The sequence below is a fragment of the Pseudofrankia coriaricola genome (genome assembly GCF_001854805.1).
Taxonomy (GTDB): Bacteria; Actinomycetota; Actinomycetes; order Frankiales; family Frankiaceae; genus Pseudofrankia.
Genome location: NZ_MBLO01000243.1, coordinates 125416 through 150225, shown reverse-complemented (window position 1 = coordinate 150225; position 24810 = coordinate 125416). Strand labels below are relative to the sequence as shown.

General features: G+C 74.2%; 14 protein-coding genes. 12 read left to right on the top strand and 2 right to left on the bottom strand.

Going from position 1 to position 24810, the window contains the following annotated elements:
* Nucleotides 1–268 precede the first annotated feature (268 nt).
* The 7 genes from BCD48_RS33930 (at nt 269) to BCD48_RS33900 (ending at nt 8485) form a co-directional block, all read left to right on the top strand.
* Nucleotides 269–1363: a LysR family transcriptional regulator gene (locus BCD48_RS33930; protein WP_083419616.1), complete on the top strand. Its 1095-nt coding sequence runs from the start codon at nt 269–271 to the stop codon at nt 1361–1363.
* Nucleotides 1364–1846: 483 nt separating this feature from the next.
* Nucleotides 1847–2674, top strand: coding sequence for an MBL fold metallo-hydrolase (locus BCD48_RS33925; protein ID WP_071052452.1), 828 nt, complete (start codon nt 1847–1849; stop codon nt 2672–2674).
* Between the two features lie 114 nt (nt 2675–2788).
* Entirely contained in the window at nt 2789–4129 is a 1341-nt protein-coding gene (locus BCD48_RS33920) for an ABC transporter substrate-binding protein (protein ID WP_071052451.1), read from the top strand.
* Between the two features lie 2 nt (nt 4130–4131).
* Complete coding sequence (locus tag BCD48_RS33915; protein WP_083419602.1) at nt 4132–5151, top strand: carbohydrate ABC transporter permease; 1020 nt, start codon at nt 4132–4134, stop codon at nt 5149–5151.
* The gene (locus BCD48_RS33910; RefSeq protein ID WP_241842205.1) at nt 5138–6130 is read left to right on the top strand and encodes a carbohydrate ABC transporter permease; all 993 of its coding nucleotides are present in this window, start codon (nt 5138–5140) and stop codon (nt 6128–6130) included. Before BCD48_RS33915 ends, BCD48_RS33910 begins: the two co-directional genes overlap by 14 nt.
* A 5-nt stretch (nt 6131–6135) precedes the next feature.
* Nucleotides 6136–7773 carry an ABC transporter ATP-binding protein gene (locus BCD48_RS33905; protein WP_071052450.1) on the top strand — a complete coding sequence of 546 codons (1638 nt, stop codon included), beginning with the start codon at nt 6136–6138 and terminating at the stop codon, nt 7771–7773.
* On the top strand, nt 7766–8485 hold the full coding sequence (locus tag BCD48_RS33900; RefSeq protein WP_083419601.1) for an HAD-IA family hydrolase: 720 nt from the start codon (nt 7766–7768) through the stop codon (nt 8483–8485). The genes BCD48_RS33905 and BCD48_RS33900 overlap by 8 nt, the downstream gene beginning before the upstream one ends.
* A 117-nt stretch (nt 8486–8602) precedes the next feature.
* On the opposite strand, the gene BCD48_RS47660 is transcribed toward BCD48_RS33900, so the two are convergent.
* The gene (locus tag BCD48_RS47660; RefSeq protein ID WP_116271749.1) at nt 8603–9631 is read right to left on the bottom strand and encodes an alpha/beta hydrolase family protein; all 1029 of its coding nucleotides are present in this window, start codon (nt 9629–9631) and stop codon (nt 8603–8605) included.
* A 483-nt stretch (nt 9632–10114) separates the two neighbouring features.
* Here BCD48_RS47660 and BCD48_RS33890 point away from each other — a divergent pair, with 483 nt between their 5' ends.
* Nucleotides 10115–12109 carry an AMP-dependent synthetase/ligase gene (locus BCD48_RS33890; protein ID WP_274536611.1) on the top strand — a complete coding sequence of 665 codons (1995 nt, stop codon included), beginning with the start codon at nt 10115–10117 and terminating at the stop codon, nt 12107–12109.
* Nucleotides 12110–12242: 133 nt separating this feature from the next.
* Here BCD48_RS33890 and BCD48_RS33885 read toward each other — a convergent pair whose 3' ends face one another.
* Nucleotides 12243–12767, bottom strand: coding sequence for a DUF4442 domain-containing protein (locus BCD48_RS33885; protein ID WP_071052449.1), 525 nt, complete (start codon nt 12765–12767; stop codon nt 12243–12245).
* Between the two features lie 313 nt (nt 12768–13080).
* Here BCD48_RS33885 and BCD48_RS33880 point away from each other — a divergent pair, with 313 nt between their 5' ends.
* From BCD48_RS33880 to BCD48_RS33865, 4 genes are all read left to right on the top strand, one after another.
* Nucleotides 13081–14277, top strand: coding sequence for an NAD(P)/FAD-dependent oxidoreductase (locus BCD48_RS33880; protein ID WP_071052448.1), 1197 nt, complete (start codon nt 13081–13083; stop codon nt 14275–14277).
* 113 nt (nt 14278–14390) lie between these two features.
* Entirely contained in the window at nt 14391–15029 is a 639-nt protein-coding gene (locus BCD48_RS33875) for an SGNH/GDSL hydrolase family protein (RefSeq protein ID WP_071052447.1), read from the top strand.
* 240 nt (nt 15030–15269) lie between these two features.
* Entirely contained in the window at nt 15270–22067 is a 6798-nt protein-coding gene (locus BCD48_RS33870; protein ID WP_071052483.1) for a type I polyketide synthase, read from the top strand.
* A gap of 2 nt (nt 22068–22069) precedes the next feature.
* Nucleotides 22070–24805 (top strand): beta-hydroxydecanoyl-ACP dehydratase, encoded by a 2736-nt coding sequence (locus tag BCD48_RS33865; RefSeq protein ID WP_071052446.1) that lies wholly within the window; start codon nt 22070–22072, stop codon nt 24803–24805.
* Nucleotides 24806–24810 lie beyond the last annotated feature (5 nt).

Sequence of the window (24810 nt, the reverse complement as noted above, 5' to 3'; positions counted from 1 at the left end):
ACGGCCGTCCCAAACTCTCCCGCCACGGTGCCCACCACCGGGCAGGGCCGGGATCCGTGGCCGGCAACAGCGGGGCCTCGATGAGGCGGCCCCGGGTGACGATACGAAATTTCCGGCCCGGTCAAGCGCTTTCCCTGGATGGTGGCACACGCCACACCGGTGCGAGCCGGTGCTTTACACCGCGCCTTCCGGAGTTTCACATGCCTGATTCACCGTGAGTTAGCCGGTGCCGGTAGCGTGTTCGCCGGAGGGTGCCATGGAGAGCAAGATGGAGTTCCGATACATCGTCTCCTTCCTGGCGATCGCGGAAGAGCTGCACTTCGGCCGGGCGGCGGCCCGGCTGCACCTGGCTCAGCCGTCTCTCAGCCAGCAGCTCCAGCGCTTGGAACGCGACATTGGCGTGGAGCTGGTGAACCGAACGTCGCACGAGGTGAAGCTCACCCCTGCCGGGCGGGCCTTCGAGGTGGAGGCCCGCCGGGTTCTCGACCAGGCGGCACGCGCCGTGCGTGCGGCGCGGGAGGCCGCGTCCGGGCGCACCGGCTCGATCTCGATCGGATTCAACTTCCCTGCGGGGCAGCGGGTCCTGCAACCGACCTTACGGCGCTTCAACGCCGACTACCCGCACGTGTCCACCCAGCTCTGGGAGGCCCGCAGCGGCCCGCAGCTGGCGGCGCTGGTGGAGGGCAGGCTCGACATCGCCCTCGTCTTCGCCGGACCGCTCGCGGCGCAGCTGCGCTCGCAGCGGGTGCTGACGGTGCCGCTCGTGGCCATCGTCGGCAGCCAGCACCCGTGGGCGCAGCGGCGGCAGGTCGCCTTCCGCGAGCTGGCGCAGCAGCGGTGCGTGCTGTTCCACCGGGAGCAGAGCCCGGCGATGCACGACGCCATCCTCGCCGCCGCCGACCGCAGCGGCATCCGGCTGACCATCGACGATGAGATCGACGACTCGGGCGCGACCGGCATCGTGGTCACGACCAAAGACGTCGTCGGGTTCGCCTCCGCGGCCCGCGGCGCGCACGTCGTCCCGACCAAGGGTCTGTCAGCGGTACGGCTGGTGGACCCGGTGCCCACGGTGGGGGTGTACGCGGTCTGGCGACCTGACCCGCAGCCGGCGGTCGGCGCCTTCCTGACCAGCCTGGACGCCGCGGGCCCGTTCAGCGAACCGGCCCTGACGCCCGCCTCCCCGCCGACGGATCCGGCGGTGCCGGCCGTGCCGCCGGCCGCTTCACCGCCGCCGACCGGCCCAGCGTCGGCGGTGTCGCCGTCCGCGCGGTCCGGCCCGGCCACGCCGTCGGCCGTCAACCTGCCCCAGATACCAGCGAGCCGGCAGGCGCCGGCCCGCCCGACCACCACCGCGGGCCGCTAAGGCGCTTCTGGCGGGAACCCCGGCCGCGGCGCCTGTCGGGCGCCAGGTCGTTACTTCTAGATCATCATCGGCCGGGCGTGAGAGTCCACTTCTCATGCCCGGCCGATGATTTTCGGCGTTCCCGGTGGGCGAGAGGCCGGGAATCCCGCCGGAGCTCGCGGTGCCCGCCGTCATGCCGGGGCGGCGGCGGGCCGGCGCGGCCCGATGAATGATGCGGGATCTTTCGCCGTCGTGTCATGGAATGAATGGTGAACATTTTTCCCTGGCCGGGGGAGCGCGGGCCGGCCGGGCGGGTGCCGGCGCCGGGCCGGCCGGCGCCGTGACCGGCGATTGCGCTGGCCAATCACACGTTCGGAACATTCAGGTTGCGACCGTTCACTCCGGGGCGGGAGCATCGACGTCGCGGAACGGCGTGTTCCGCCGAGGCCCGGGCACGCCGTGCTCCTGGCCCGCCTGAAAACGTCGGAAGAACGGACGAGAAACATGTGGCTGACCGTCATCGGCTGCCGCTCCGGAATGCCGTCCGGGGGGCGGTGCAGCTCTAGCTACCTGGTTTCCACGTCCTCGACGAGGATTCTGCTGGACTGCGGGCCCGGCGCGGCGACGGCGCTGAGCGCGGTCGGCCATCCCAACCAGCTCGACGGCATCGTCATCAGTCACCTGCATCTCGACCACTGCTATGACCTGCTGCCCCTGGGAAAGATGCTGCTCGCCGCCCACGTGCGTTATCCGATGAGCTTTCCGACGCTACCCGACAGGTTGCGCCCGGAACCCGCCCCGCCCGTTCCGCTCTACATCCCGGAAGGCGGGCGCTCCATCTTCGAGGCGTTGGCCTCGCTTTTCCCGGTAGCCACCATCCCGATGCTCGACAAGGCCTTCTCGGTCGCCTTCGACGTGCGCGAGTACCGGCCGGGGGACACGTTCACGATCGGTGACCTCAAGATCGGCATGCACGGGCTGCGGCACTCGGTTCTCAACTGCGGGACCCGGGTCGAGTCGACCGAGGGCTCGCTCGCCTACACCGGTGACACCGGAGTGACCGACGCCCTCGTCGACCTCGCGCACGACGTCGACCTCCTGCTGGCCGAGTCCACCCTCGAGCTGCCCGACCCCAGTGGCCACGGCCACCTGTGCGCCCTGGACGCCGGTGACGCGGCCATGAAGGCCGGCGTCGGCCAGCTGGTCCTCACCCACTTCGTCACCGATGACCCGGGCTGGCTCGCGGCCAGGCGCGCGGAGGCCGCCGGCCGGTTCGACGGACCCGTCCACCTCGCCAACCCCGGCCGCCGGTTCGCCGTCCGCGCGGGCTGAACCCGTCCGCGGGCCAGGTCACGTCCGCGGGGTCCCTCAGCGTCAGAGCTCCGCGGCGCCGCCGGAGAGCTCGCTCGATCTTCCATGACAAGCCACGTGAAGGGGCAGGACCAAATGAGACAGCGAACGCGGTGGGGTACACGGCTGGTCCCCGCACTGCTGGCCGTGGCCGGGCTGCTCGCCGCGGCCGCCTGCGGCGGTACCACCGATGACGAGAAGCCGGTCGCAGCCACGGGGGCGGCGACACCGAACGCCGACAAGCCGGTGACGATCAGCTTCCTGTCGTACAACTACGGCACGCCCGGCATCGGCGGCAAGGGCACCCAGTCGCTGCTCGATGCCTTCCACAAGGCGCACCCGAACATCACGGTCAAGCCGCAGGGCGTCGCGGTCGCGGACGTGCTGACCCGGCTGCGGACCGACACGGCCGCCGGCTCGCCGCCGGACGTGGCTCAGATCGGCTGGAGCAAGATGGCCGAGGCCGTCCGCACGCTGCCTATCGTCCCCGTGCAGAAGGCCGCGCCCGCGGACGAGTGGTCCACGCACGTCGCCGGGCTGTCGCCGTCGATCATGAAGGCCGTCACCCAGGACGGCGTCGTCGCGGCGATGCCCTACACGATGTCCATCCCCGTGATGTACATCAACGCGGACCTGTTCAAGGCGGCCGGCCTCGACCCGGCCAACCCGCCGAAGACCCTCGACGACGTCCGCGCCGCCGGCCTGGCGATCAAGAAGGCGACCGGCAAGGAAGGCGCCTACGTCGCGGTTGTCGACAGCGGCAAGTCGGACTACCTGACCCAGTCGGTCATCGCCTCGGCCGGCGGCTCGCTGGTCGGGTCCGACGGGTCGGTGACCCTCGACCAGAAGCCGGCCGTCGACGCGCTGACCGCGGTCGCCGGGCTGACCTCGTCCGGCGCCATGCCCAAGGTCGACACCACCGCCGCCGTCGCCTCGTTCACCAAGGGCGAGATGGGGATGCTCGTCGGCAGCACCGCCCTGCTCGTCAGCGCCCAGCAGGCGGCCGAGGGGCACTTCACCCTCACCACCGCGCCGTTCCCGCAGGTCAAGGCCGGCACGCCGGCGCGGCCCACCTACTCCGGCGCGGGCCTCGCGATCCTCGCCAAGGACCCGGACCGCCAGCGCGCCGCCTGGGAGTTCATCAAGTTCATCACCAGCGACGCCGGCTTCGAGATCATCACCTCGCAGATCGGCTACCTGCCGCTGCGGCAGACGATCGAGACCAAGCTCGCCGACACCCCGACCGTGAAGCTGCTCAAGCCGGCGCTGGACCAGCTGGCGACCGTCACCCCCTACACCTCCTTCCCCAGCGACCACGCGAACGAGGCGGTCGTGACCCTGCAGGACGACGCCGTCGAGCCGATCGTGCTGCGCGGCGCCGACCCGGCCGGGACCCTGTCCTCGGTCGCCGACAAGATCAGGAAACTGGTCGGCTGACGATGACGACCAGCGAGGCCGGCGCCCAGCCGGCGCTCCCCAGGGGGCGGGCCGACAGGCCCGCCCCTCGTGGGCATGCTCTGGCAGGCAAGCGCGCGGACGAGCCGCCGGCGCCCGGACCGCTGGCGGCGTCGACGCGGCGGGCGGGCGGGTGGCGCGGGGCCGCCACGCCGTGGCTGTTCCAGGCGCCGGTGCTGGTGTCGCTCGCGGTGTGGGTGTACGGCCCGCTGGTCTTCACCGGGGTGCTCAGCCTGCTCGACTGGGACCTGATCTCGCCGCACCCGGAGTTCGTGGGCCTGACGAACTACCGCCAGCTCGTCGAGGATCCCGAGTTCGGCAACGCCGTGCTGCGCACCGGGCTGTACGTGCTCGCGCTGCTGCCGTTCGCGACGGTGGTGCCGATGGCATTGGCGATCATGCTGTGGAAGCGGCCGGGGCGGGCGAGCGGCATCTACCGGTCGCTGCTGTTCGTGCCGGTCATGCTCGCGCCGGTCGCGAACGCGCTCTCCTGGCGGTTCGTGCTGGACCCGCTCGGCGGGATCGTCAACGAGGTCTTCGGCGGCCTCGGGCTGCCCCAGCGGGACTGGCTGGGTGACCCGAGCTTTGCCCTGCCGGCCATCACCCTCATCACGGCGGCGAAGTTCGTCGCGATGCACCTGCTGCTCTACGGCGCGGCGCTCGCCGCCGTGGACCGGCGCTCGCTGGACGCCGCCCGGGTCGACGGCGCCACCGAGTGGGAGATCACCCGCCACCTCGTCGTGCCGCAGCTGGCCAGGACGACGGCGCTGCTCGCGTTCCTGTGCGCGGTGTTCGCCGGCCAGTGGACGTTCACGAACATCGTCGTGCTCACCGATGGCGGTCCGGACGGCACCACCGACAACGTCTACTTCCGCCTGTTCCAGTACGCGTTCACCTTCTTCGACGCCGGCACCGGCGCCGCGGCCGCGATGATGATCGTCGCGGGCCTGGCGCTGGCGTTCGCCGTCGTGAGCCTGCCACGGAGGCGCCGTGCCACCGGCTGACCGGACCGCACCCGCGGTCACCGCCGCCGACGGGGCGAGCTCTGGCGCGCTCGCCACCGCGATCCCCCTGAGACGACAGCCCATGCCCACGCGCTCGATGACCGAGAACCCCACAGGAGGGGCCGCGGCCGTTCGGGGACCGGCCGCGCGGCGCGACCGACGGTGGTGGCGCGCGGCGCGGACGGCGGGGCGCCACGGGGTGCTCGTCGCCGTCGTCCTCGCGATGCTGTTCCCGACGCTGTGGGCGCTGAACACCTCGTTCAAGCCGACGTCCGATGTCTACGACTCGAGCCCGCTGCCGATCCCGGCGACGTTGGCCAACTACCGGGCGGCCATCGACGCGTTCCCGATCTGGCAGCTGCTGCTCAACTCGTTCGTCACCGCCGCCGGGGTGACCGTGCTGCACCTGCTGGCCGGGGTGCTCGCCGGCTGGTCGTTCGTCCGGTACGCCCACCGGGGGCAGCGCGTCGTGTCGGCCCTGGTGCTGGTCGCGCTGGTCGTGCCGCCGCAGGCGCTGATCATTCCGGACTTCCTGCTGGTGGCCCGGCTGGGCTGGCGTGACACGTTCGTCGGCCTGATCGTGCCGCAGCTGTCGACCTGCTCGCTCGCGGTGCTGCTGCTGCGCCAGCACATCCTCACGGTTCCGGCCACCCTGTTGGGGGCGGCGACCCTGGACGGGGCGACCGACGGGGAGATCCTGCGTCACGTCGTGCTGCCGCTGCTGCGCCCCGCGCTCGGCGCCGTCGCGATCGTCGTGTTCATCACCACCTGGAACGAGTTCCTGTGGCCGGCGCTGGTGGCGCCGAGCCCCGAGCACACCACCGTGCAGATGGGCCTGCAGCTCTTCCAGAACCAGGAAGGTCCCGAGTACGGCCCGCTGCTCGCCGGCGCGATGCTCGCCACCATCCCGATCGCGCTGATCTACGCCCTGGCATCGCGTCGCATCACCGACGCCTTCCTTCACTCCGGACTGCGGTGAGCGCCATGACCCACCCGACCGTGCCCGCGCGGGCCATGCCCGCTCCCGCTCCCGCTTCGGTCCCCAGCGTCGGTGTCGGTGCCGTCCGCGCGCCCGCCGCGGGGCCGACTGTCGCGGAGCCGGCGGCCGCCGGATCGGCCGGTGAGATGACCCGCACCGGCCAGACCGCCGTCGACCAGCCGGTCGCCGATGGCAAGGGCGTCACGGCCGAGGGCCGGGTCGCCGCGTCGGTAGACGACGGCGCCGCTGACTCGGCCGTCCGCCCGACGGCCACCGACGACACCGCGGCCGGGATCCTGTTCGACGGCGTCGCCAAGAGCTACGGCGGCCGGCTGGCGTTCGACGTGGGGCGCCTCGAGCTGCCGCCGCGGAGCTTCACGGTGCTCGTCGGGCCGTCCGGGTGCGGCAAGTCGACCGGGCTGCGCCTGGTCGCGGGGCTGGAGACACCCGAGGCGGGCCGCATCCTCCTCGGCGGCCTCGACGTCACCCACCTGCCGCCGGGCGAGCGCGGCGTGTCGATGGTGTTCCAGGACTTCGCGCTGTACCCGCACCTGTCCGTCGAGCGCAACATCGGCTTCGGCCTGACGCTTGAGGCCCGGCGCCGGCACTGGACAGGGCGCCGCCATCACCCCGGACCAGGGCGGACGGAGATCGCCCAGCGAGTCACCGAGGCCGTCGACCTGCTCCGCCTCGGCGAGCTGCGCCGCCGCCGGCCCGGGCAGCTGTCCGGCGGTGAGCGCCAGCGGGTCGGGCTCGCCAGGGCGATCGTGCGCCGCCCCGCCGTGCTGCTGCTCGACGAGCCGCTGTCCGCGCTCGACGCCCAGCTGCGCCAGCACGCCAGGGCCGAACTGGTACGGCTGCACCGAGAGCTCGCGAACACGGTCGTGCTGGTCACCCACGACCAGCTGGAGGCGCTGTCGATGGGCACCTACCTGGTGGTCATGAACGCCGGCCGGGTGGCGCAGGCCGGCCCGCCCGCGCTGGTCTACCACCAGCCGGCGGACACGTTCGTGGCGACGTTCCTCGGCAGCCCGCCGATGAACCTGCACCCGGTCGACGCCGAGGCGCGGGCCGGCGGGGCGACGGTGCTGGCCGCGCCTGGCCTGCGCGCCGGGCTGCCGTGGCGGGTCGGCGGTGGCGAGGCCGCGGCGACGCCGCGGGTCCTGCTGGGCTGGCGCCCGGGCGACGGCGTCGCCGAGACGGTGCCGTCCGGCGACGATCTCCCCGAATCCGATCTCACCGAATTCGGTCTTGCCGACCACCACCTCACCCGGCACGACCCCGCCGGCCTGAGCGCCGGTGGGGGAGCGGACGTTGGGGAGGGAGCGGGAGCTCACGACGGAGCGGATGGCGACGGCGACGGCGACGGCCTGACCGTGCTAGGCCGGGTCGATATCGTCGAGTTCACAGGCGACGCCGCCGTGGCGCACTGCGTCTCGCTCGCCGGCGACTGGACGGTGACCGTGCCGTCCCGGTCGGCCCCGCCGGTGGTCGGCACGTGGCTGCGGGTCCGAGTTCCGGTCCGGCGCCTACATCTGTTCGACGCCGACAGCGGCCGGCGTCTGCCGGCCCCCACGGAGGCCGCCACCCAGGCGCCGGCCGGCACGGCGGGTGGCCCCGGCAGAGAGGTCGACAATGACTGAGACCCGATCGCAGGTCGAGAACGGCGTGGCCGAGGCGGGCGGCGTGGCGGTTGGTGGGCCGGTTGGCGAGCCGGCGGTGTGGTGCGACTTCGGCGGGGTGCTCACCTCGCCGGTCGCCAACGCGTTGGGGCGGGTGGTCGCCGCCGCGGGTGTCCCAGCCGCCGTACTGCTCGCGGCGATGGAGGATGTCGCCGCGGCCCACGGCCTGACCGGGCTCGGCCCGCTGGAGCTCGGCCTGGTCAGCGAACGCGACTGGGGAGACCAGATGGCGGCGGCGCTGGCTCCGGCGTGGACGCCCGCGGTCGACCTGGGCAGGATGGGCGAGCACTGGTACGCGGCCCACCGCGCCGAGCACGCGCTGCTCGCCCGGCTCGTCGAGCTGTCGGAGCGCGGGGTGCGGCTCGGGTTGTTGACCAACAGCATCCGCGAATGGGAGCCGCACCGGGAGGCGCTGCTGCCCGGGGTGTTCCACGTGTTCGAGAGCAGGATCAACTCGTTCGAGGCCGGCGTCCGCAAGCCCGACGCGGCGATCTACGAGCTGGCGGAGCGGGCACTCGGGCGGGCCGGCGCCGACTGCCTGCTGATCGACGACACGGAGGAGAACTGCGCCGTTGCCGTCGGGCGCGGCTGGTCGGCGATCCACCACGTGTCCGCCGACGCCACCATCGCCCAGCTCGACGTCTGGCTCACCGGCCGGCTCGACCGACCCTGAGCGCCTCGGTCCCCGCCACCGCGTGTCGAGGCAGGTGAAGACTGGGGTTCGGGCGGCGCTCCTGACTCCAGTTTTGACTGCCTCGAACGCGGTGTCGTTCGCCGGTGGCGGGCCGTGCTACTCGGGCTTGGCCGCCTGGTCCTGGACCCAGGAGGCGACGTGGTCCGCCACCACCGCGGGCTCGCGGGCCCAGGCGAAGTGGCCGACGCGGCCGAGGCCGTCCGCCCTGGTCAGGTGCGCCTTGGTCACGGTGGTCCCGGTGAGGCGGTCGATCAGCGCGTCGACGGCGCGGCGGGGCGCGAGGGGGTCGGCCTCGAGGGACAGCGCGAGCACTGGCAGGGAGACGTCGGCGAGCAGCTCGGCCAGGTCCCGGTCGTAGCCGGTGGGCTGGTAGCGGCCCGTCCTGGAGTGGCGGCTCCAGTCCAGCATGAGCGCAGCGGGCTGGCGGCCGCCGAAACCGAACCAGTGGCCCGGCCAGCGCCCGAGCGTCCGGGTCACCGCGGGGATGATCCAGGAGCCGACGAGCACATAGGCGGTGCGGCGGCCGAAGGCCCGCCAGTAGGCGGTGCCCGTGGCGATGACGGCGATGCCGGCGAGGCCGTCCTCGTCGCCGTGGCAGGCGGCCCGAAGGAGGGACAGCTGCCCGCCGAGGCTGTGCCCGACGACGAAGACCGGTGCCTTCGGGAACCGGTCGCGGGCCACGGCCGTGACGGCGGGGAGGTCCAGCTCGATGCGGTCGTGGTAGCCGCCGCCGCGGCGGCCATGCGGCGCCGTGCTGTCGCCCTGGCCACGCAGGTCGGTGACCACCACCGAGTAGCCCGCCTCGTACAGCGCGTCGACGAACCTGTCGTAGTAGCCGGCGCGAACACCCATGGCCGGAAGAAAGACAAGCGCCGGCGCGGATTCGTCCGGCCGCGGCCGGACGCGCACCACGAAACGGGTGTCGAGGTTCGGGCCGACCCGAACCTCGACCTCCTCGACAGCGGACACCGCGGGGGCCTGGCCGTCGTCGGCGGCCACTCGCGTGGGGGCGGAGGCGACGCTGGTCGCGCCCGCTCCGGCGGTGTCGGCTGCCGTGGCCGTGACGCCTGTGGCGCCCGTGACGGCCTCGGCGGCCTCGGCGGCGCTCGCGGGGTGCGTGGTCACCGTCGGCTCCTTCCGTGAAATCCAGCCGGTGCGCCGCGCCCGAAGGTCTATTGGCACACACAATCGGCCGGTCTGGAAATGCGAATCGTTGGCGGCCCCGCGAGTGTGCCCGGGGCCTTCGCCGCGGCGCCTCCGGCGGTTAGCATAGTTCCGGAAGGCCGGACTATCCAGGTTCGGTGAACCTTTCGTCAGGCATCTGAAGAAAATCATCGATAAACAACCCGCGTGACGGCGGGTGTCATCTGGCGCGCCTCGTCGGTCATACCGACGATATTTGTTCGCGAAGCCGTGCGGAAAAGGTCGCCGGGTGTTTCCGCGTGCCCGTGCCGACGGCGCGGGCCAGACCGCCGCCGCTGTGAGCCGCGCTCGGCGGGACGGGCCCGTCGCCGGCGCTCGCCGGCAGGTCCACCGACGGCTCCGAGATCCGCTCCAGGCCACCGTCTCCGCCCGCCGTCGCCGTCGTTGTCGCCGCGAGGAGAACCCGTGCAGCACCTCCAGCCCGCCCCGAATCTCGGACACCACCTCAACGGACACCATGCGGGCGAGCCGCTCGCCGAGCGGCACCCGCCAGCCGGCGACCGAGGTGACGCACCCGGGACGCGGCTACCCGAAGAGCACGGCCTGGCCGGCGCGGTCCTCGATCTGGTCGAGGCGGCCGGCGGCCGGCCCGTGCTGGCGAGCCCCCAGGGCGACGGCTGGCGCGACGTCACCGGCGCCGAGTTGTGCGCCGACGTCCGCGCCGTCGCGCGCGGGCTGGTCGCCGTCGGGATAGGCCAGGGCGACCGCGTCGCCATCATGGGCGCGACCGGCTACGGGTGGGTGGTCGTCGACTTCGCGCTGTGGTCCGTCGGGGCGGTGACCGTCCCCGTCTACCCGACGTCGTCCGCCCACCAGACCGCGCACATCATGCGCGACAGCGGCGCCGTCGCCGCGTTCGCGCAGACCCCGGAACACGCCGGGCTGCTGCGTGCCGCGGGCGTTCCCGACGACCGTCTGTGGACGCTCGACGACGCGGTCGATGAACTCGCCGCGGTCGGCGGTGACGTCGACCAATCGCGGTTCGCGGCGTGCCTGGACGCGGTCCAGGCGGCGGACCTGGCCACCATCGTCTATACCAGCGGAACCACCGGTGAACCGAAAGGCTGCATGCTGACGCATGCCAACGTCTTTTATGCCGCGGTGAACGTCGTCGACATGCTCGACCCGGTCGTCCGGGCCGCCGGCGGCGCGCCGTCCACCGCGCTTTTCCTGCCGCTTTCTCATGTGTTCGGTCGGGTGACACTGGTGGGCTGCCTGTGGTCGGGGGTGCACACCGCGCTGGTGGCGAGCCCGGGGGACCTGCCAGCGGCTTTGGCCTCGTTCCGGCCGACCTTCCTCGTCGCCGTGCCCGCGGCGCTGGAGAAGCTGCGCAAGGGCGCGCGGGCGCGGGCCGGCGGCGGGCTGTCCGGGCGGCTGTTCGCCGCCGCCGAGCGGCACGCCGTCGAGCGTGGCCGGGCCGCCCGCGGCCGGCCTGAGCCGGCCGCGGCTGTGGAAGGCACGGGAGCCGCGCGCGGCGAGCGAGATGCCCAGGCGGACACCCGCGCCGGCGGGGCGGTCGACACGGGTGGGGCGCCCGGCCCCGCTGGCCCCGCCGGCCGGGGACTGCGCGGAGCGGTGTTCGAGCGGCTGGTGTACCGGCGGCTGCGGGTTGCGCTCGGCGGGCGGCTCGGGCACGTCGTCTGCGGGGGAGCCACCCTCGACCCGTCGACCGCCGAGTTCCTCACCGGTGCCGGCGTGCGGATCCTCGGGGCGTACGGGCTCACGGAGTCCGCGACGGCGGTGAGCATCAACGCGCCCGGCGCAGACCGCCCCGGGAGCGCCGGCCGGCCGCTGCCGGGCACGACAGTCGCGATCGGCGACGGCGAGACCGGCGCCGTCGGCGAGATCCTCGTCGCCGGCCCGCAGGTGTCCCCCGGCTACTGGCCGGGCGACGGGCCGGCGCCGCACGAGCCCTGGCTGCGCACCGGTGACCTGGGCCGCCTCGACGAGGACGGCTACCTCTACATCACCGGCCGGGCGAAGGAGCTCATCATCACCTCCGGCGGCAAGAACGTCGCGCCGGCGCCGCTGGAGGACCGGATCCGGCTGCACCCGCTGGTCAGCCACGCGATCGTGCTCGGCGAGGGCCGGTCGTTCGTGACGGCGCTGGTCACGCTCGACCGGGCGGCGCTGCGCGCCTGGGCGGCCCGCACCGGCGGCCCGGACGACCCGGCGGCCGCCCGCACCGACCCGGCCGTGCTGGCCGAGGTCCGCGCCGCGGTGGACGCGGCGAACGCGCTCGTGTCCCGGGCCGAGTCGATCCGCGAGTTCCGCGTGCTGCCGACGGACCTGACGGTCGAGGGCGGCCAGATCACCCCGTCCCTGAAGATCCGCCGGGCCGTGGTGGCCGAGGAGAACGCCGCGCTGATCGAGGAGATGTACGCCCCGCGCCCGCGCTGAGCCGTGCCTGCCTCATGACCGGCAGCGGATGGTGTCGAACCTGACAGCGACGGCGCGTCCGGAGGGGACGACCCTCACGGACGCGCCGGCGTCGCGGGTGGCGGACGGCAGGTAGCGGGTAGCGGTTGCGGTGTCAGGCGACGGTGGCGACGTAGTCGAAGTCGACCTTGGCCACCAGCACGCCGGCGTCGTCGTAGACCAGCGAGCGGCCGGTCAGGTCGAACCGCTCGGTGCCGGTGCGGGTGAGTACGTCGCGCGTGACGGTGGTGTCGATCGCACCGTGCGCCCGCAGCCGGCCCCGCGCCGGCTTCAGGTAGGACACCCGGCAGTCGCGCAGCACGAAGGCCTGGACGCCGAGGATCCGGGGCGCCATCGCCCCGGAGAAGGCCGCGGCGCCGGACACCTCGGCCACGAGGAAGATCGCGCCGGCGTGCACGGTGCCCATGTGGTTGCGCAGATCCGGCCGGTCGGGCAGCTCGGCGACGCCCGCATCCGGGCGCAGCTCGATGACACGCACCCCGACGAGGTCGCAGAAGGGCACCATCGCGTCGATGACCTGGCGCAGCTGTTCGAGGTCGGGCGCCGTGTCCCCGTGGGAACGCAGGTGCGACGCGCGGGCCTCCGCCAGAGCGGAAGGAATGTCAGACTGTGCGGACATACCCTCCAGCCTCACCCGCGAAGATTTACCGCCGGTGAATGGCCAGCAAACGCAGGCGGGCATCGTGAGTATTCGACGTGTCTTTGATTGCCCCTGTCAATTGCCCGATCGGAACGCGTCAGAGCGTCCGCCCGGAAACCGTCGGACGCGGTAGGAAAATATGCGACGCCCCCGACTGGGTGGCGCTCCGGCGCGCCGGACGACGTTTTTCGGCGCTGAGGGTACAACGCCGGGCGAGATCGCGCCGGCCGACACCGCGCCGGGCGGACTGGCATCGGACGACGTGAACGGACGACCGATAGGGGACTGACCGATGTACGACGTGGCTGTCGTCGGCGCACGCTGCGCCGGCTCGCCGGTGGCGATGCTGCTCGCGCGCCGTGGCTACCGGGTCCTGCTGGTCGACCGGGGCAGCTTCCCGAGCGACACGCTGTCCACGCACTACCTGCAGCAGGCCGGCCTGCTGCGGCTGCGCGACTGGGGTCTGCTCGACCGGCTGATGGCCACCGGGCCCACCCCGATCCGGCACATGACGATGTCCTACCGGGACCTGATGATCAGCGGATTCGCCGACCCGATCGACGGCCTCGACTTCTCGCTCGCACCGCGGCGCACCGTGCTCGACAAGATCCTCCTCGACGGCGCCGCCGAGGCGGGGGTCGAGGTGCGCGAGAACTTCTCCGTCCGCGAGCTGGTGTTCGACGACGACGGCCGGGCGGCGGGCATCCGCGGCCGCGACGCGGGCGGCGCCGAGGTGACCGAGCGTGCGCGGGTGGTCATCGGGGCCGACGGGCGCAACTCCGTCGTCGCGGGGCTTGTCGGCGCCGAGTTCTACAAGGTCGTGCCGGCCGCCTGCTTCATCTACTACTCGTACTTCAGCGGTCTCGACTGGCAGTTCCACAGCCGTTTCGGCGTGCGGGAGCAGTGCGCCGGCTGGCCCACGCACGACGGGTTGACGCTCGTCACCGCGATGCGTCGCCTGGACGCCTTCGAGCCGTTCCGCGCCGACATCGACGGCAGCATCCGCGAGGTCTTCCGCAACATCGACCCCCAGCTCGCCGCCGACCTCGAGGGAGCCGAGCAGGCCGACCGCTACTACGGCATCCGCTACCCCGACAACTACTACCGGACGTCGCATGGCCCCGGCTGGGCGCTGATCGGGGACGCCGGGTACCACAAGGACCCGGTCACCGGGCAGGGGATCGCCGACGCGTTCCACGCCGCCGAGCTGCTCGCCGAGGCGGTCGACGAGGGCCTGGGCGGCGCGCGCCCGCTGGACGAGACGCTGGCCGACTACCAGCGCCTGCGCGACGAGGAGTCGTCGACCGTGTTCGACCTGACCACCACGGTCGCGGAGCTCGACTTCCCGCCGGAGTTGGTCGCCGTGCTGACGGGCGTGGCCGCCAATGACAACGCGCGGAAGCTGTTCTTCGGGCTGCTCGCCGGCGTCGTCCCCGCGTCGGTGTTCTTCGCCCCGGAGAACCTCGAGGCCATGCTCTCGGCGGCCTGACCTGCCGAACGCGGCCGGCGCCCGTCTGCCGGTGCCGGCCGCCGCCGCCCGCCGCCATCCACCATCGCCGTCATCCGGCCGCCCGCCGGCCCGCATGAGGAGGAGCGACGACCATGCCCGCGCCGATGTTCACGGTGCTCGGCGACAGCTTCGCGCAGGGCCGCGGGGACCCGGCGCCGGGCGGTGGCTACCTCGGCTGGGTGCCGCGGGTCGCCGCGGCGCTGGGGATCCCGCCGAGCCGGGTGCGCAACCTCGGCGAGCACGGCGCCACCACGCAGACCGTCGTCGACCGCCAGCTCGCGCTCGCCACCGCCGCCCACTCGCGGCTCGTCGGCATCACCGTCGGCGGCAACGACCTGGTCAGCGACTACTCCCGGTCCCGGTTCGAGGACAACCTCGCAGCGATCTTCGACGCGCTGACGGTGCCCGGCACCGTCGCGTTCACGATCACCTTCCCCGACATCCCCGGCCGGCTGCCTATCCCACCCGGCCTCCGCGACCTCCTGCGCGAACGGTTCGACGCCGCCAACGCCTACATCCGCCCGCTCGCGGCCCGGCTCGGTATGCCGTGCTTCGACCTGGCGCACGCGCCCGGCACCGACGACCCGTCGCTGTGGAACCCCGACGGCATCCACCCGAGCCCCCGCGGCTACGCGGCCGTGGCCGAGGGCTTCGTCACCCTCCTGCGCGCCGGTGACGCCGAGGGTGCGCCGGCCCGGGGAAATAGCGAAGCCATGGTGTTCGGCCCATGATGTGGCCCGAATTACAGGAAGCCACGAGCGGGCCTTTTGGGGACGTTCAGCACGCGCGATAGGCAGCCCCGATCGAGTGTTCGGGCCACCGATATTGATAGCCGCCTTGTCTGACCCTAAGACTCTGCCTGGAATCCCGGCGCGATGAGCGCGTCGACGCCCGCCGCTAGCCACGAAAACCTCTATCAGACCGAGTTGGACCGTCAGCCGCCGCTCGCGGCAACCGAAAGAGGGAAGCTCGTGCACGAGGCCGACCGACCCGAGGACCGACGGCTCGCGAACAATCCGATCGCCATCGTCGGGCTTGCCGGGCTGTTTCCCCTGGCGCGCGACGTCCGGGAGTTCTGGAGCAACGTCGTCGACGCCGTCGACTGCGTGACCGAGGTGCCGGCGACCCACTGGCGGCCGGACGACTACTACGCGCCGGACCCCAAGGTGCCGGACCACACCTACGCTCTGCGCGGAGGCTTCCTGCCGCCGACGCCGTTCTCCCCGATGGAGTTCGGCGTCCCACCGAACCAGCTCGACGTGACCGGCGTCGTCCAGCTGCTGAGCCTGCTCGTCGCCCGCGACGCGCTCGCCGACGCCGGGGCGCCCGGCTCGGGCTGGTACGACTCCGAGCGCACCGGCGTCGTCCTCGGGGTGACCGGGCCGACGTCGCTCGCCCACCCGCTCGCCGCCCGCCTGGAGAGCCCGGTCGTGCGCGAGGTCGCCCGGGCCGCCGGACTGAACAACGACGAGGCCGCCTCCGTCGCCACCGCGTTCGCCGAGGCGTTCCCGCCGTGGGAGGAGAACACCTTCCCGGGCCTGCTCGGCAACGTCATCGCCGGCCGGATCGCCAACCGCCTCGACCTCGGCGGCACGAACTACACCGTCGACTCGGCCTGCGCGAGCGCGCTGACCGCCGTGCGCGCCGCGATCGGTGAGCTGCTCGACCACCGCGCCGACCTCATGCTCACCGGCGGCTGCGACACCGAGAACACGATCTTCAGTTACATGTGCTTCAGCAAGACCCAGGCGTTGTCCCGGACCGACAAGATCAGCCCGTTCGACGCCGAGGCCGATGGCACCCTTGTCGGCGAGGGCATCGGGATCCTCGCGCTCAAGCGGCTGGCCGACGCCGAGCGCGACGGCGACCGCGTCTACGCGGTGATCCGCGGCCTCGGGTCGTCCAGCGACGGCCGGTTCACCAGCATCTACGCGCCGCGCGCCGAGGGCCAACTGCGGGCGCTGCGCCGCGCCTACGCGGACGCCGGGGTCAGCCCCGCCACGGTCGAGCTGTTCGAGGCCCACGCGACCGGCACCGCCGTCGGCGACCAGACCGAGCTGACCGCGCTCTCGACCGTGCTCACCGAGGCGGGCGCGCGGCCCCGATCGGCGGCGGTCGGCAGCGTGAAGTCGCAGATCGGGCACACGAAGGGGGCAGCGGGCGCCGCGAGCCTGATCAAGCTGTCGCTCGCGCTGCGCCACCGGCTGCTACCGCCGACGATCAACGTGTCGGCGCCGAACAAGGTGCTCGCCGCCGCGGACTCGCCGCTGTACGCGAACACCAGCACGCGGCCCTGGGTGCTCGACCCGGTGCTCGGCCGCCGCCGCGCCGCCGCCTCCGCGATGGGCTTCGGCGGGACCAACTTCCACGTCGTCCTCGAGGAGTACGCCGCCACGGCTGGCGCCGGCGACGCGACGGCCGCGACGCCGGTCGCGCCCGCCCTGCACGGTGCCGCCCGCGCCTACCTGTGGCACGCGCCGACGCCCGCCGCGCTCGGCGAGCTGCTCCGGTCCGGGGGCGAGCCGAACGGTGACGACACCGTCCCGGCGTCCGCCGCCCGCGTCGGCTTCGTCGCCCGCACCCTCGAGGACGCCGACGCGCTGCGGGCGCTCGCCGTCGAGCAGTTGGCCAGCCGGCCGGACGCCGACGCCTGGTCGCACCCGCGCGGCGTCCACTACCGCCGGGCGGCGCTCGCGAACCCCACAGTCGGCGTGCTGTTCGCCGGTCAGGGCAGCCAGTACGTCGGGATGGGCGGCGCGGCGGCCATCGATGTTCCGCCGGTGCTGGCCGCGTTCGACGCGGCGAACGCCCACTTCGCCGGCGCGGAGCCCACACTGGCCCGCGCCGTGTTCCCCGCGCCGACCTTCGACGAGGCCGAGGCGCGTGCCGCCGAGGCCACGCTGACCAGGACCGAGTACGCCCAGCCGGCGATCGGAGCCCTGTCCGCCGGACACTTCCAGTTCCTGCGCGAGCTCGGCCTGCGCCCGTCGGGGCTGCTCGGGCACAGCTTCGGCGAGCTGACCGCCCTGTGGGCGGCCGACGCGATCAGCGCCGACGACTTCTTCCGGCTGGCGCGGGCCCGCGGCCAGGCGATGGCGCCGCCCGCCGCTGACGGCGGCACGGGCACGGGCGCTGTCGGCGACACCGGGTTCGACCCGGGCACGATGGCCGCCGTCCGGGCCTCCCGTGACGAGGTCGTCGCCGCGCTCGCCGAGCACCCGGACGTGGTCGTCTGCAACCACAACGCCCCGGACCAGGTGGTCGTCGGCGGCCCGACCGCCGCCATCGAGGCATTTGTCGCCGCCACCGGCACGCACGGGCTGGACGCCCGCCGGCTGCCGGTCGCCGCCGCCTTCCACACCCGCCTCGTCGAGCACGCTGTCGACCGGTTCGCCGCCGACCTCGCCGAGGTCACCATCGCGCGGCCGGCCACCCCGGTGTACGCCAACACGGCCGGCGCGGATTACGGCCCCGACCCCGTGGCCAACAGCCAGGTGCTCGCGGAGCAGCTACGCAACCCGGTGGAGTTCGCCGCCGGCCTCACCGCGCTGCGCGCGGCCGGCGTCGACGTGTTCGTCGAGGTCGGCCCCGGCCAGGTACTGACCGGCCTGGTCCGCCGTACCCTCGGCGACGACGTCGTCGCGGTCGCGGTCGACGCCGGACGCGGTGGCGACGGCGCGGCGAGCCTGCTGGCCGCCGCCGTCCGCCTGGCCGTGCTCGGGGTCGAGCTGACCGGCCTGAACCGGTACGCGGCCCCGCTCGCCGCGCGGCCGGAGCCGACCGGCCTGACGGTCACCCTGACCGGCGCCAACCACGTCTCCGAGTCGCGCCGCCAGGCCTACCGCGATGCCGTGACCGCGCTCGCGCCGATCGCGGCCAGCCGCCAGCTCGCCGCGATCCCGGCGCCGGCGCCGCCCGCCGTGGAGATGCCGGCCGCCGCGGCTTCGGCCGTGGCGACTTTGGTGGACGCGACGCCGGTGGCGACGCCGCCTGTGCGGCCGGAGCCGGCGCTCGTGCCCGAGTGGACATCCGCGCCGGGAGCGATGGTGCCCGCGGCCACCGCGGCCACGCCTGAGCCGGGCCCCGTCGCCGCGTTCGCCGCCGGCGCCGCGGGGCCGGCGGGTTCCGCCGCCGCGGCGGCGGAACTGAGCACGCTCGCGCGGGACCACCTCGCGCTGCACGGCCAGTTCATCGAGGGCCAGCTGCGGGTCGCCGAAGGGCTCGTCGACCTGCTGCGCCAGGCCCCTGGCGACGGCGTGGCCGGTCAGGAGATCGGGCTCGCCGCGCAGGCCGTGGCTCACCAGAGCCTTGCCACCGGCGACGCGCATGTGCGCGTCAACGAGATCCTCGCGTCGCTCGCCACCCTCGCGCCCAGCGGAGCGGTCGCGACCGGCCTGTCCGCCGGCGGGTCGGCGGCGGGTGGCCTGTCCGCCGGCCGATCCGGAAACGGGCTGGTCGGCGACGGCGGCCCACACGGCGACCAGCCCAGTGGCATCGGCCAGCCACCGGTGGCGGCCAGTCTCACCCATGCGATCCCTGCCCAGGCCGGACCGTCGGCCGGCGGCTACCTGAACGGCTCGTCCAACGGGCACGCGCCGAGCACGCACCCCGCCGCCGGTCCGGACCCTGACGTGGCGGCACCCACGGCCTCGGCCTTGGAGAGCTGGCTGCCGGCGGGAGCGACCGACCTGCTCGACCGCCCCGCGCCGGCGAGCTTGCCGACTGCCGCGGCTCCGGCTGTGGATTCGGCGACGGTGTCCGCGGCGGTTGCTGAGGTGGTGGCGGGGAAGACGGGCTATCCGGTGGATGTGCTGGATCCGTCGATGGCGTTGGAGTCGGATCTGGGTGTCGACTCGATCAAGCGGGTGCAGATTCTGGGTGCGCTTCAGGACCGGTTCCCGGGTGTGCCGGCGGTGGGTCCGGAGCGGCTCGCCGAGCTGCGCACGCTCGCCGACGTGGCCAGCTTCCTGACCGACGGCCTCGGGCTCACAGCCGGGACGCCGGCGGCGGTGCCCGCCGCCGTGCCGCCCGCCGTCGCGCCCTCCTCGCGGCCAGTCCCGGCCTCGCCGGCAGCCGGCGGCGCCGGCCAGCCTCGCGACGCCGCCGACGACAGCGCCGCCGCGGCGGCGGCCGTGGTCGAACGGATGCCGTTGGCGCTGCGGCGTATACCCGCCGCCGACCCACTCGACATTCCGTTCGGCACCGGAGCACGCGCGCTCATCATCAACCTCGGCGGCAGGGCCGCCGCCGCGTCCGAGGCGGACGACACCGGTGACAGCCCCGCCTCCAGGCTCGCCCGTCGCCTGGAGGCCGAAGGGCTGCGCGTCGACGTCGTCACCGTCGGCGCGACCAACCTGCCGCTGGACGCGGACCCCGGTCATACCAGCACCGGGCTCGCCGGCTGGGACGGCGGTGACGCGGAGGCCGCCCTCGCCGCCGTCGAGGACTTCACGCGCCTCGACCTCTGCCTGCTCCTCGTCGAGCCGACCGGCCTCGACAGCCGCGCCGAGGGCGCTCTCGTCGACCAGCCGGGCGCGGTGAGCGCCACCCGGAGGCTCGCCGACGCCGTGCTCATCGCCGGCCGGCTGGTCGACGCGCTGCGCACGACCGCGGCGGCTGGCCGGCGCGCGGCGTTCGTGGCCGTGACCCGGCTCGACGGCGCGCTCGGCCACCGGGGTGACGCCCCGGCGGCGGCCGCCATGACGGGCGGCGTCGCGGGCCTGGTGAAGACCCTGGTCCAGGAGGCGCCCGAGATCTTCTGCCGGGCGGTCGACGTCCATCCCGCTCTCGACGCGGCGGCGTTCACCGGCGCGGTCCTGCGGGAGGTCACCGACGTCGCCAGAGATGTCGTCGAGGTCGGAGTCGGCGAGGACGGTCTGCGCTGGGCTCCCAGTTATCTGTCCGCGGGTGACGGCTCGCGGGGCCAGACGCGGCCGGATGTCGTCGTCGACGGCGACGACCGGCCGCCGGTCGACGGGTCAGACGTGCTCGTCGTCACCGGCGGGGCGCGCGGCATCACCGCCCGCTGCGTCGAGGCGCTGGCCGTGGCCTGCCCGGCCGAGCTGGTCCTGCTCGGCCGGACGGAACAGGAGGACGACCCGGACTGGGCCCAGGGCGTGTCCGACGACCGGCTCAAGGCGGCACTCGTCGCCGCGACCCGCGCCGCCGGCGGCGCGCTCGACCTGCCGGCGGTGGACGCGGCCGCCCGGCGGGTCACCGCGTCCCGCGAGGTGCGCGCCACACTGGCGGCCCTGGCCTCGGCCGGCGCGAGCGCCCACTACCTGGCCGTGGACATCGCCGACCCGGCCGCCACCGCCCAGGCGCTGGCGCCGTGGCGCGAGCGGGCGACCGGCGTCGTCCATGGCGCGGGGGCGCTCGCCGACGCGCTGCTGGCCGACAAGTCGCCCGCGGCGGTCCGCGCCGTGCTCACCCCGAAGCTCGCCGGGCTGTCGTCGGTGCTCACCGCGCTGCGCGACGCCCCGCTGCGCCACCTGGTGCTGTTCGGCTCGGTGGCGGGCGCGTTCGGCAACCCGGGCCAGGCCGACTACGCGGCGGCGAACGAGGCCCTCACCCGCCTCGCCGCCACCGCCCGCCGCCGGCTGGACGGCCGGGTGGTCGCCGTGAACTGGGGCGCGTGGGACGCAGGCATGGTCGGCGCCGACCTTCGGGAGCTTTTCCTTGCCAGGGGCGTCACGCTGCTCGAACCGGCCGACGCGGCCGCGCGCTTCGTCGCGGAGCTCCTCGACGGCACCGGCCGGCAGGCCGCCGTGGTGGTCGGCGCCGCCTCGCCGCTGACCGGGCCGGCTGACACCCCCATGGGCCCGGCCGTCGCGACCGCCTGGGAACGCCGGCTCGCCGCTTCGGTGCCGTTCATCGCCCACAGATCGCTGGCCGGGCTGGAGACGGACCCGGTGATCGACGACCACCAGATCGGCCCGTCACCGGTTCTGCCGGCGACCGCCGGCCTCGGCTGGTTGATCAACGGTGTCGAGCGGGCGGTGCCGGGCCTGCGGGTGGTCGGCGCGGAGGACTACGAGGTGCACAAGGGCGTCGTGTTCGACGGCTCGCACCGCCGCGACTACTGGCTGGACGTCCAGCCAGGCCGGCCCGCCGCCGCCGACGCACGCCCCGGCTCGCCCGCGCGGGTGCGCGCGGTGGTCCGTGGTGATGGCGGCACGGCGCTGCCCCCCTCGCACTACGCCGCGACGCTGCTCCTCGCTCCCGCGCCGCTGCCTGCGCCGGCACCCACCGCCGGCGCCTGGCCGCCGGTCATGCCGTGGCCGCCCGCTGACGCGACCGACGCGTCCTGGGTCTACGCCGAGGGCGTCCTCTCGCACGGTCCGCGGCTCGCCGGCATCCGTCGGATCCTCGTCCGCGAGCGGACCCGGCTCGTCGTCGAGTGCCAGCTCGCCGAGACGCCGCTCGCGGCCGGCGCGTTCGCCGGCGCGCTGCACAGCCCCGGCCTCGCCGACGTCCTGGTGGCCGCCGCGTCGCTGCTCGGCCGCTGGTACCTCGGCGACATGGGCTGCCTGCCCCTGGGCATCGGCCGGGCCGAGCTGTTCGCGCCGCTGCCCGACGATGATCCGTTCGTCACCGTCGTCGACGACCTGCGGCCCCGCTCGTCGGGCGTGACGGTGACGGTCACGGCATACCGCCCGGATGGGCTTGTGCTGCAGCGGCTCTCGGAGGTCTCGCTCGTGCCTACGCCCGACATGGCCGAGCACATCCGCGCGGCGGCTCGCCGACGCGACGCCCGGACGGAGGCCTGACGGTGACCAGCCCGACCATCACAAGCGCGGCGCACGCGGACCGCGGCGGTGCCGCGGCCCTGGATGTCCTCGACGAGCTCGCCTTCGACGGCGACCCGGCCGACCCGAGCGTCTGGACCGCCGTCACCGGCGGCGCTCCAAGCTGGGACGACAGCGCGGGCGAGCCCGCCGATATGGCCAGCGGGGACCCGGCGTCGGGCGAACGGGGTGACCTGGCGGCCGAGCTGGTGGGCCAGCTGCGTAGGGGGCTGGTCGCCGCGCACGCTTCGGCGCTGCGAGTCCAGACCGCGTTCGCCGACCAGGCATTGACGCTGCTGCGCGAGGCGGTCTCCGCGCCCGTGCCGTCGACGGCCACCACGGCCGTCAGGCCGCCCGTCATCGAACCTCCGGTCATCGAGCCGCGGGTCGCTCTGCCGGCCGAGATCACAGTGGCGACCGAACTCACCCCGGCCATGCCGGCGGACACCGGCGGCTGGCTGACGCTGCCCGCGCTGCTGCGAGCCGCCTGGGCGGAGCTTGCCGCCCGGTCGGCGCACCTCGCCAGCCTCCCGCCGGGCGGTCTCGAACTGACCCGTGCGACTGTGCGGGCCCTGGGCCCGCTGCCCGCGGCCGGTGAGCGGCTGTGGCTGCACGCGACGACCCGGACCGCCGGCGGCGTCGCCGGTGCGGCCGGCACGGGCGGCACCGACGCCGGCCTCACCGTCGAGATGCGGATCGACGGGCCGTCCGGGCCGATCGTCCAGGTGACCGACTGCCTGCTGTCGCTGGCCACCGCGGGCGTCGACCGCCCAGCGGCGCGCGGCGGCGCGGGCGGTGCGGTCACCCGGCCCGCCAGCCGGGAGCCGGGGCCGTACGCGTGGACACCGCGTTGGACGGAGCCGGCGTTCAAGCCGCTCGCCCGCGCGGCCGTGAACATGCTCGACGCGGCGGCGCTGGGACAGCTCGCGCGGGGCGACGTCGCGGGTGTCCTCGGCGCTGCCTACGACCAGGAAGGCGCGAATCCCGCGATCCGCCTCGCCGGGCCGTGGCCGCTCGCCGCCGTCACCGAGCTCGCGCCGCGCGGCGGTCAGCTCGGCCGTGGCCTGCTGCGCGCGGCGGCGTCGCCAGTACCGCCGGCCGGTGTGCCTGGCGCGGACACGGCGCTGTGGGCGCTGGACGCCGCCTGGCAGGCCGTCTCGGTCTTCGCGCTCTACCTGGGCCTGCACCTGGTGATGGCCGACAGCCACCTGGACGTCGCGCTGCCCGACCCGCGCCTTGTGCTTCCCGACGGGATCGGCTTCGCGGACGTCGAGATCCACGACACCGCCGGGCTTGGCGCCGCCGGGTTCGACACGGCCGGGCCCGAGGTGGAGCTGGAGCTGACCGTCACCGACGTCGACCTGGTGCCGCGGCCGTGGCTGCGCGGCGACGTGGCGCTGCTTGCCGGCGGGCGGCCGGTCGCGACCGTGCGGGGGATGGCCGTCGCCGTCCGCGAGGCTCCCGGCGCGCCCATCGCCCCGCTCACCGGCGGGGAGGTGCCCGGCTTCCTCGGCCGGCGCGGCCCCGACGGGACCAGGGCGCTGCTCGGGGAGCTGCACATGGCGCACGGCGCCCGCGGCGACCTCGCCATCGCGCTCGGGCCCGAGTTCGCCTCCTCGATGGGCCGGCGCGCCTGCCGGCTGCCGGGCGGCGGCCTGCGCCTCGTCGACCGGTTCATGTCCGTCCAGGGGCGGCGCGGCGAGCTCGGCGGCGGCGCGACCGCCGTCACCGAGTACGACTCGCCGGCCGACGCCTGGTACTACGCCGACAGCGCCACGCCGACGATGCCCAACGTCATCCACATGGAGACGTCGCTGCAGTCGGCGCTCATGCTCGGCTACTACCTGGGCGCCACCCTGACCGCCCCGGACGAGCAGTACTGCCTGCGCAACCTCGACGGCACCGCGACGCTGCTGCGCGACGTCGACCTCGCCGGGCGCACGATCCGCCAGACCTCAACGCTGCTGTCCACCACCGTGCTGACCGGCGCGGTCCTGCAGAACTTCTCCTACGAGCTGGCCGTCGACGGCGAGCCGTTCTACGCCGGCGAGTCGCTGTTCGGCTTCTTCAACGACACCACCCTGGCCAACCAGAACGGCCTCGACGGCGGCGACCACGTGCCGACGTGGCTGGAGCGGACCCGGCCGCCCGCCGCGGCGGCGCGCACCATCGACGTGGCCGGCCGCCGCGCGGCCGGCGCGCCGCTGTGCGCGACCGGCGCGATGGCGCTGCTCGACGAGGTCACCGTCGTCGACGGCGGCGGCGACCACGGGCGCGGCTACCTGCACGCGACCCGCGAGGTACGCGCCGACGACTGGTTCTTCTCCCGGCACTTCTGGCTCGACCCGGTGATGCCCGGCTCGCTTGGCATCGAGGCCGTCATCCAGGCGATCCAGGAGTGGATGGTCGACACCGGCCTGGCCGACGGGCTCGACGAACCGGTGTTCGTCCTGCCGACCGGCCTGCCGATGAGCTGGCGGTACCGGGGCCAGATCCTCGCCGAGGACGGCGAGATGACCATCGAGGCGCACATCCGCGAGGTCCTGCGCGGCCCGGGACGGGTCCGGGTCGTCGCCGATGCCAGCGTCTGGAAGCCGGGACTGCGCATCTACGGACTCACCGACATAGCGGCGGAGATCCGCGCCGCCGACGCGCGCGGCCAGGACGTGGGCGACCTCGTCCCGACCGGCGGGCGCGGCGAGCGCGGCGAAGGAGCCTGAGCATC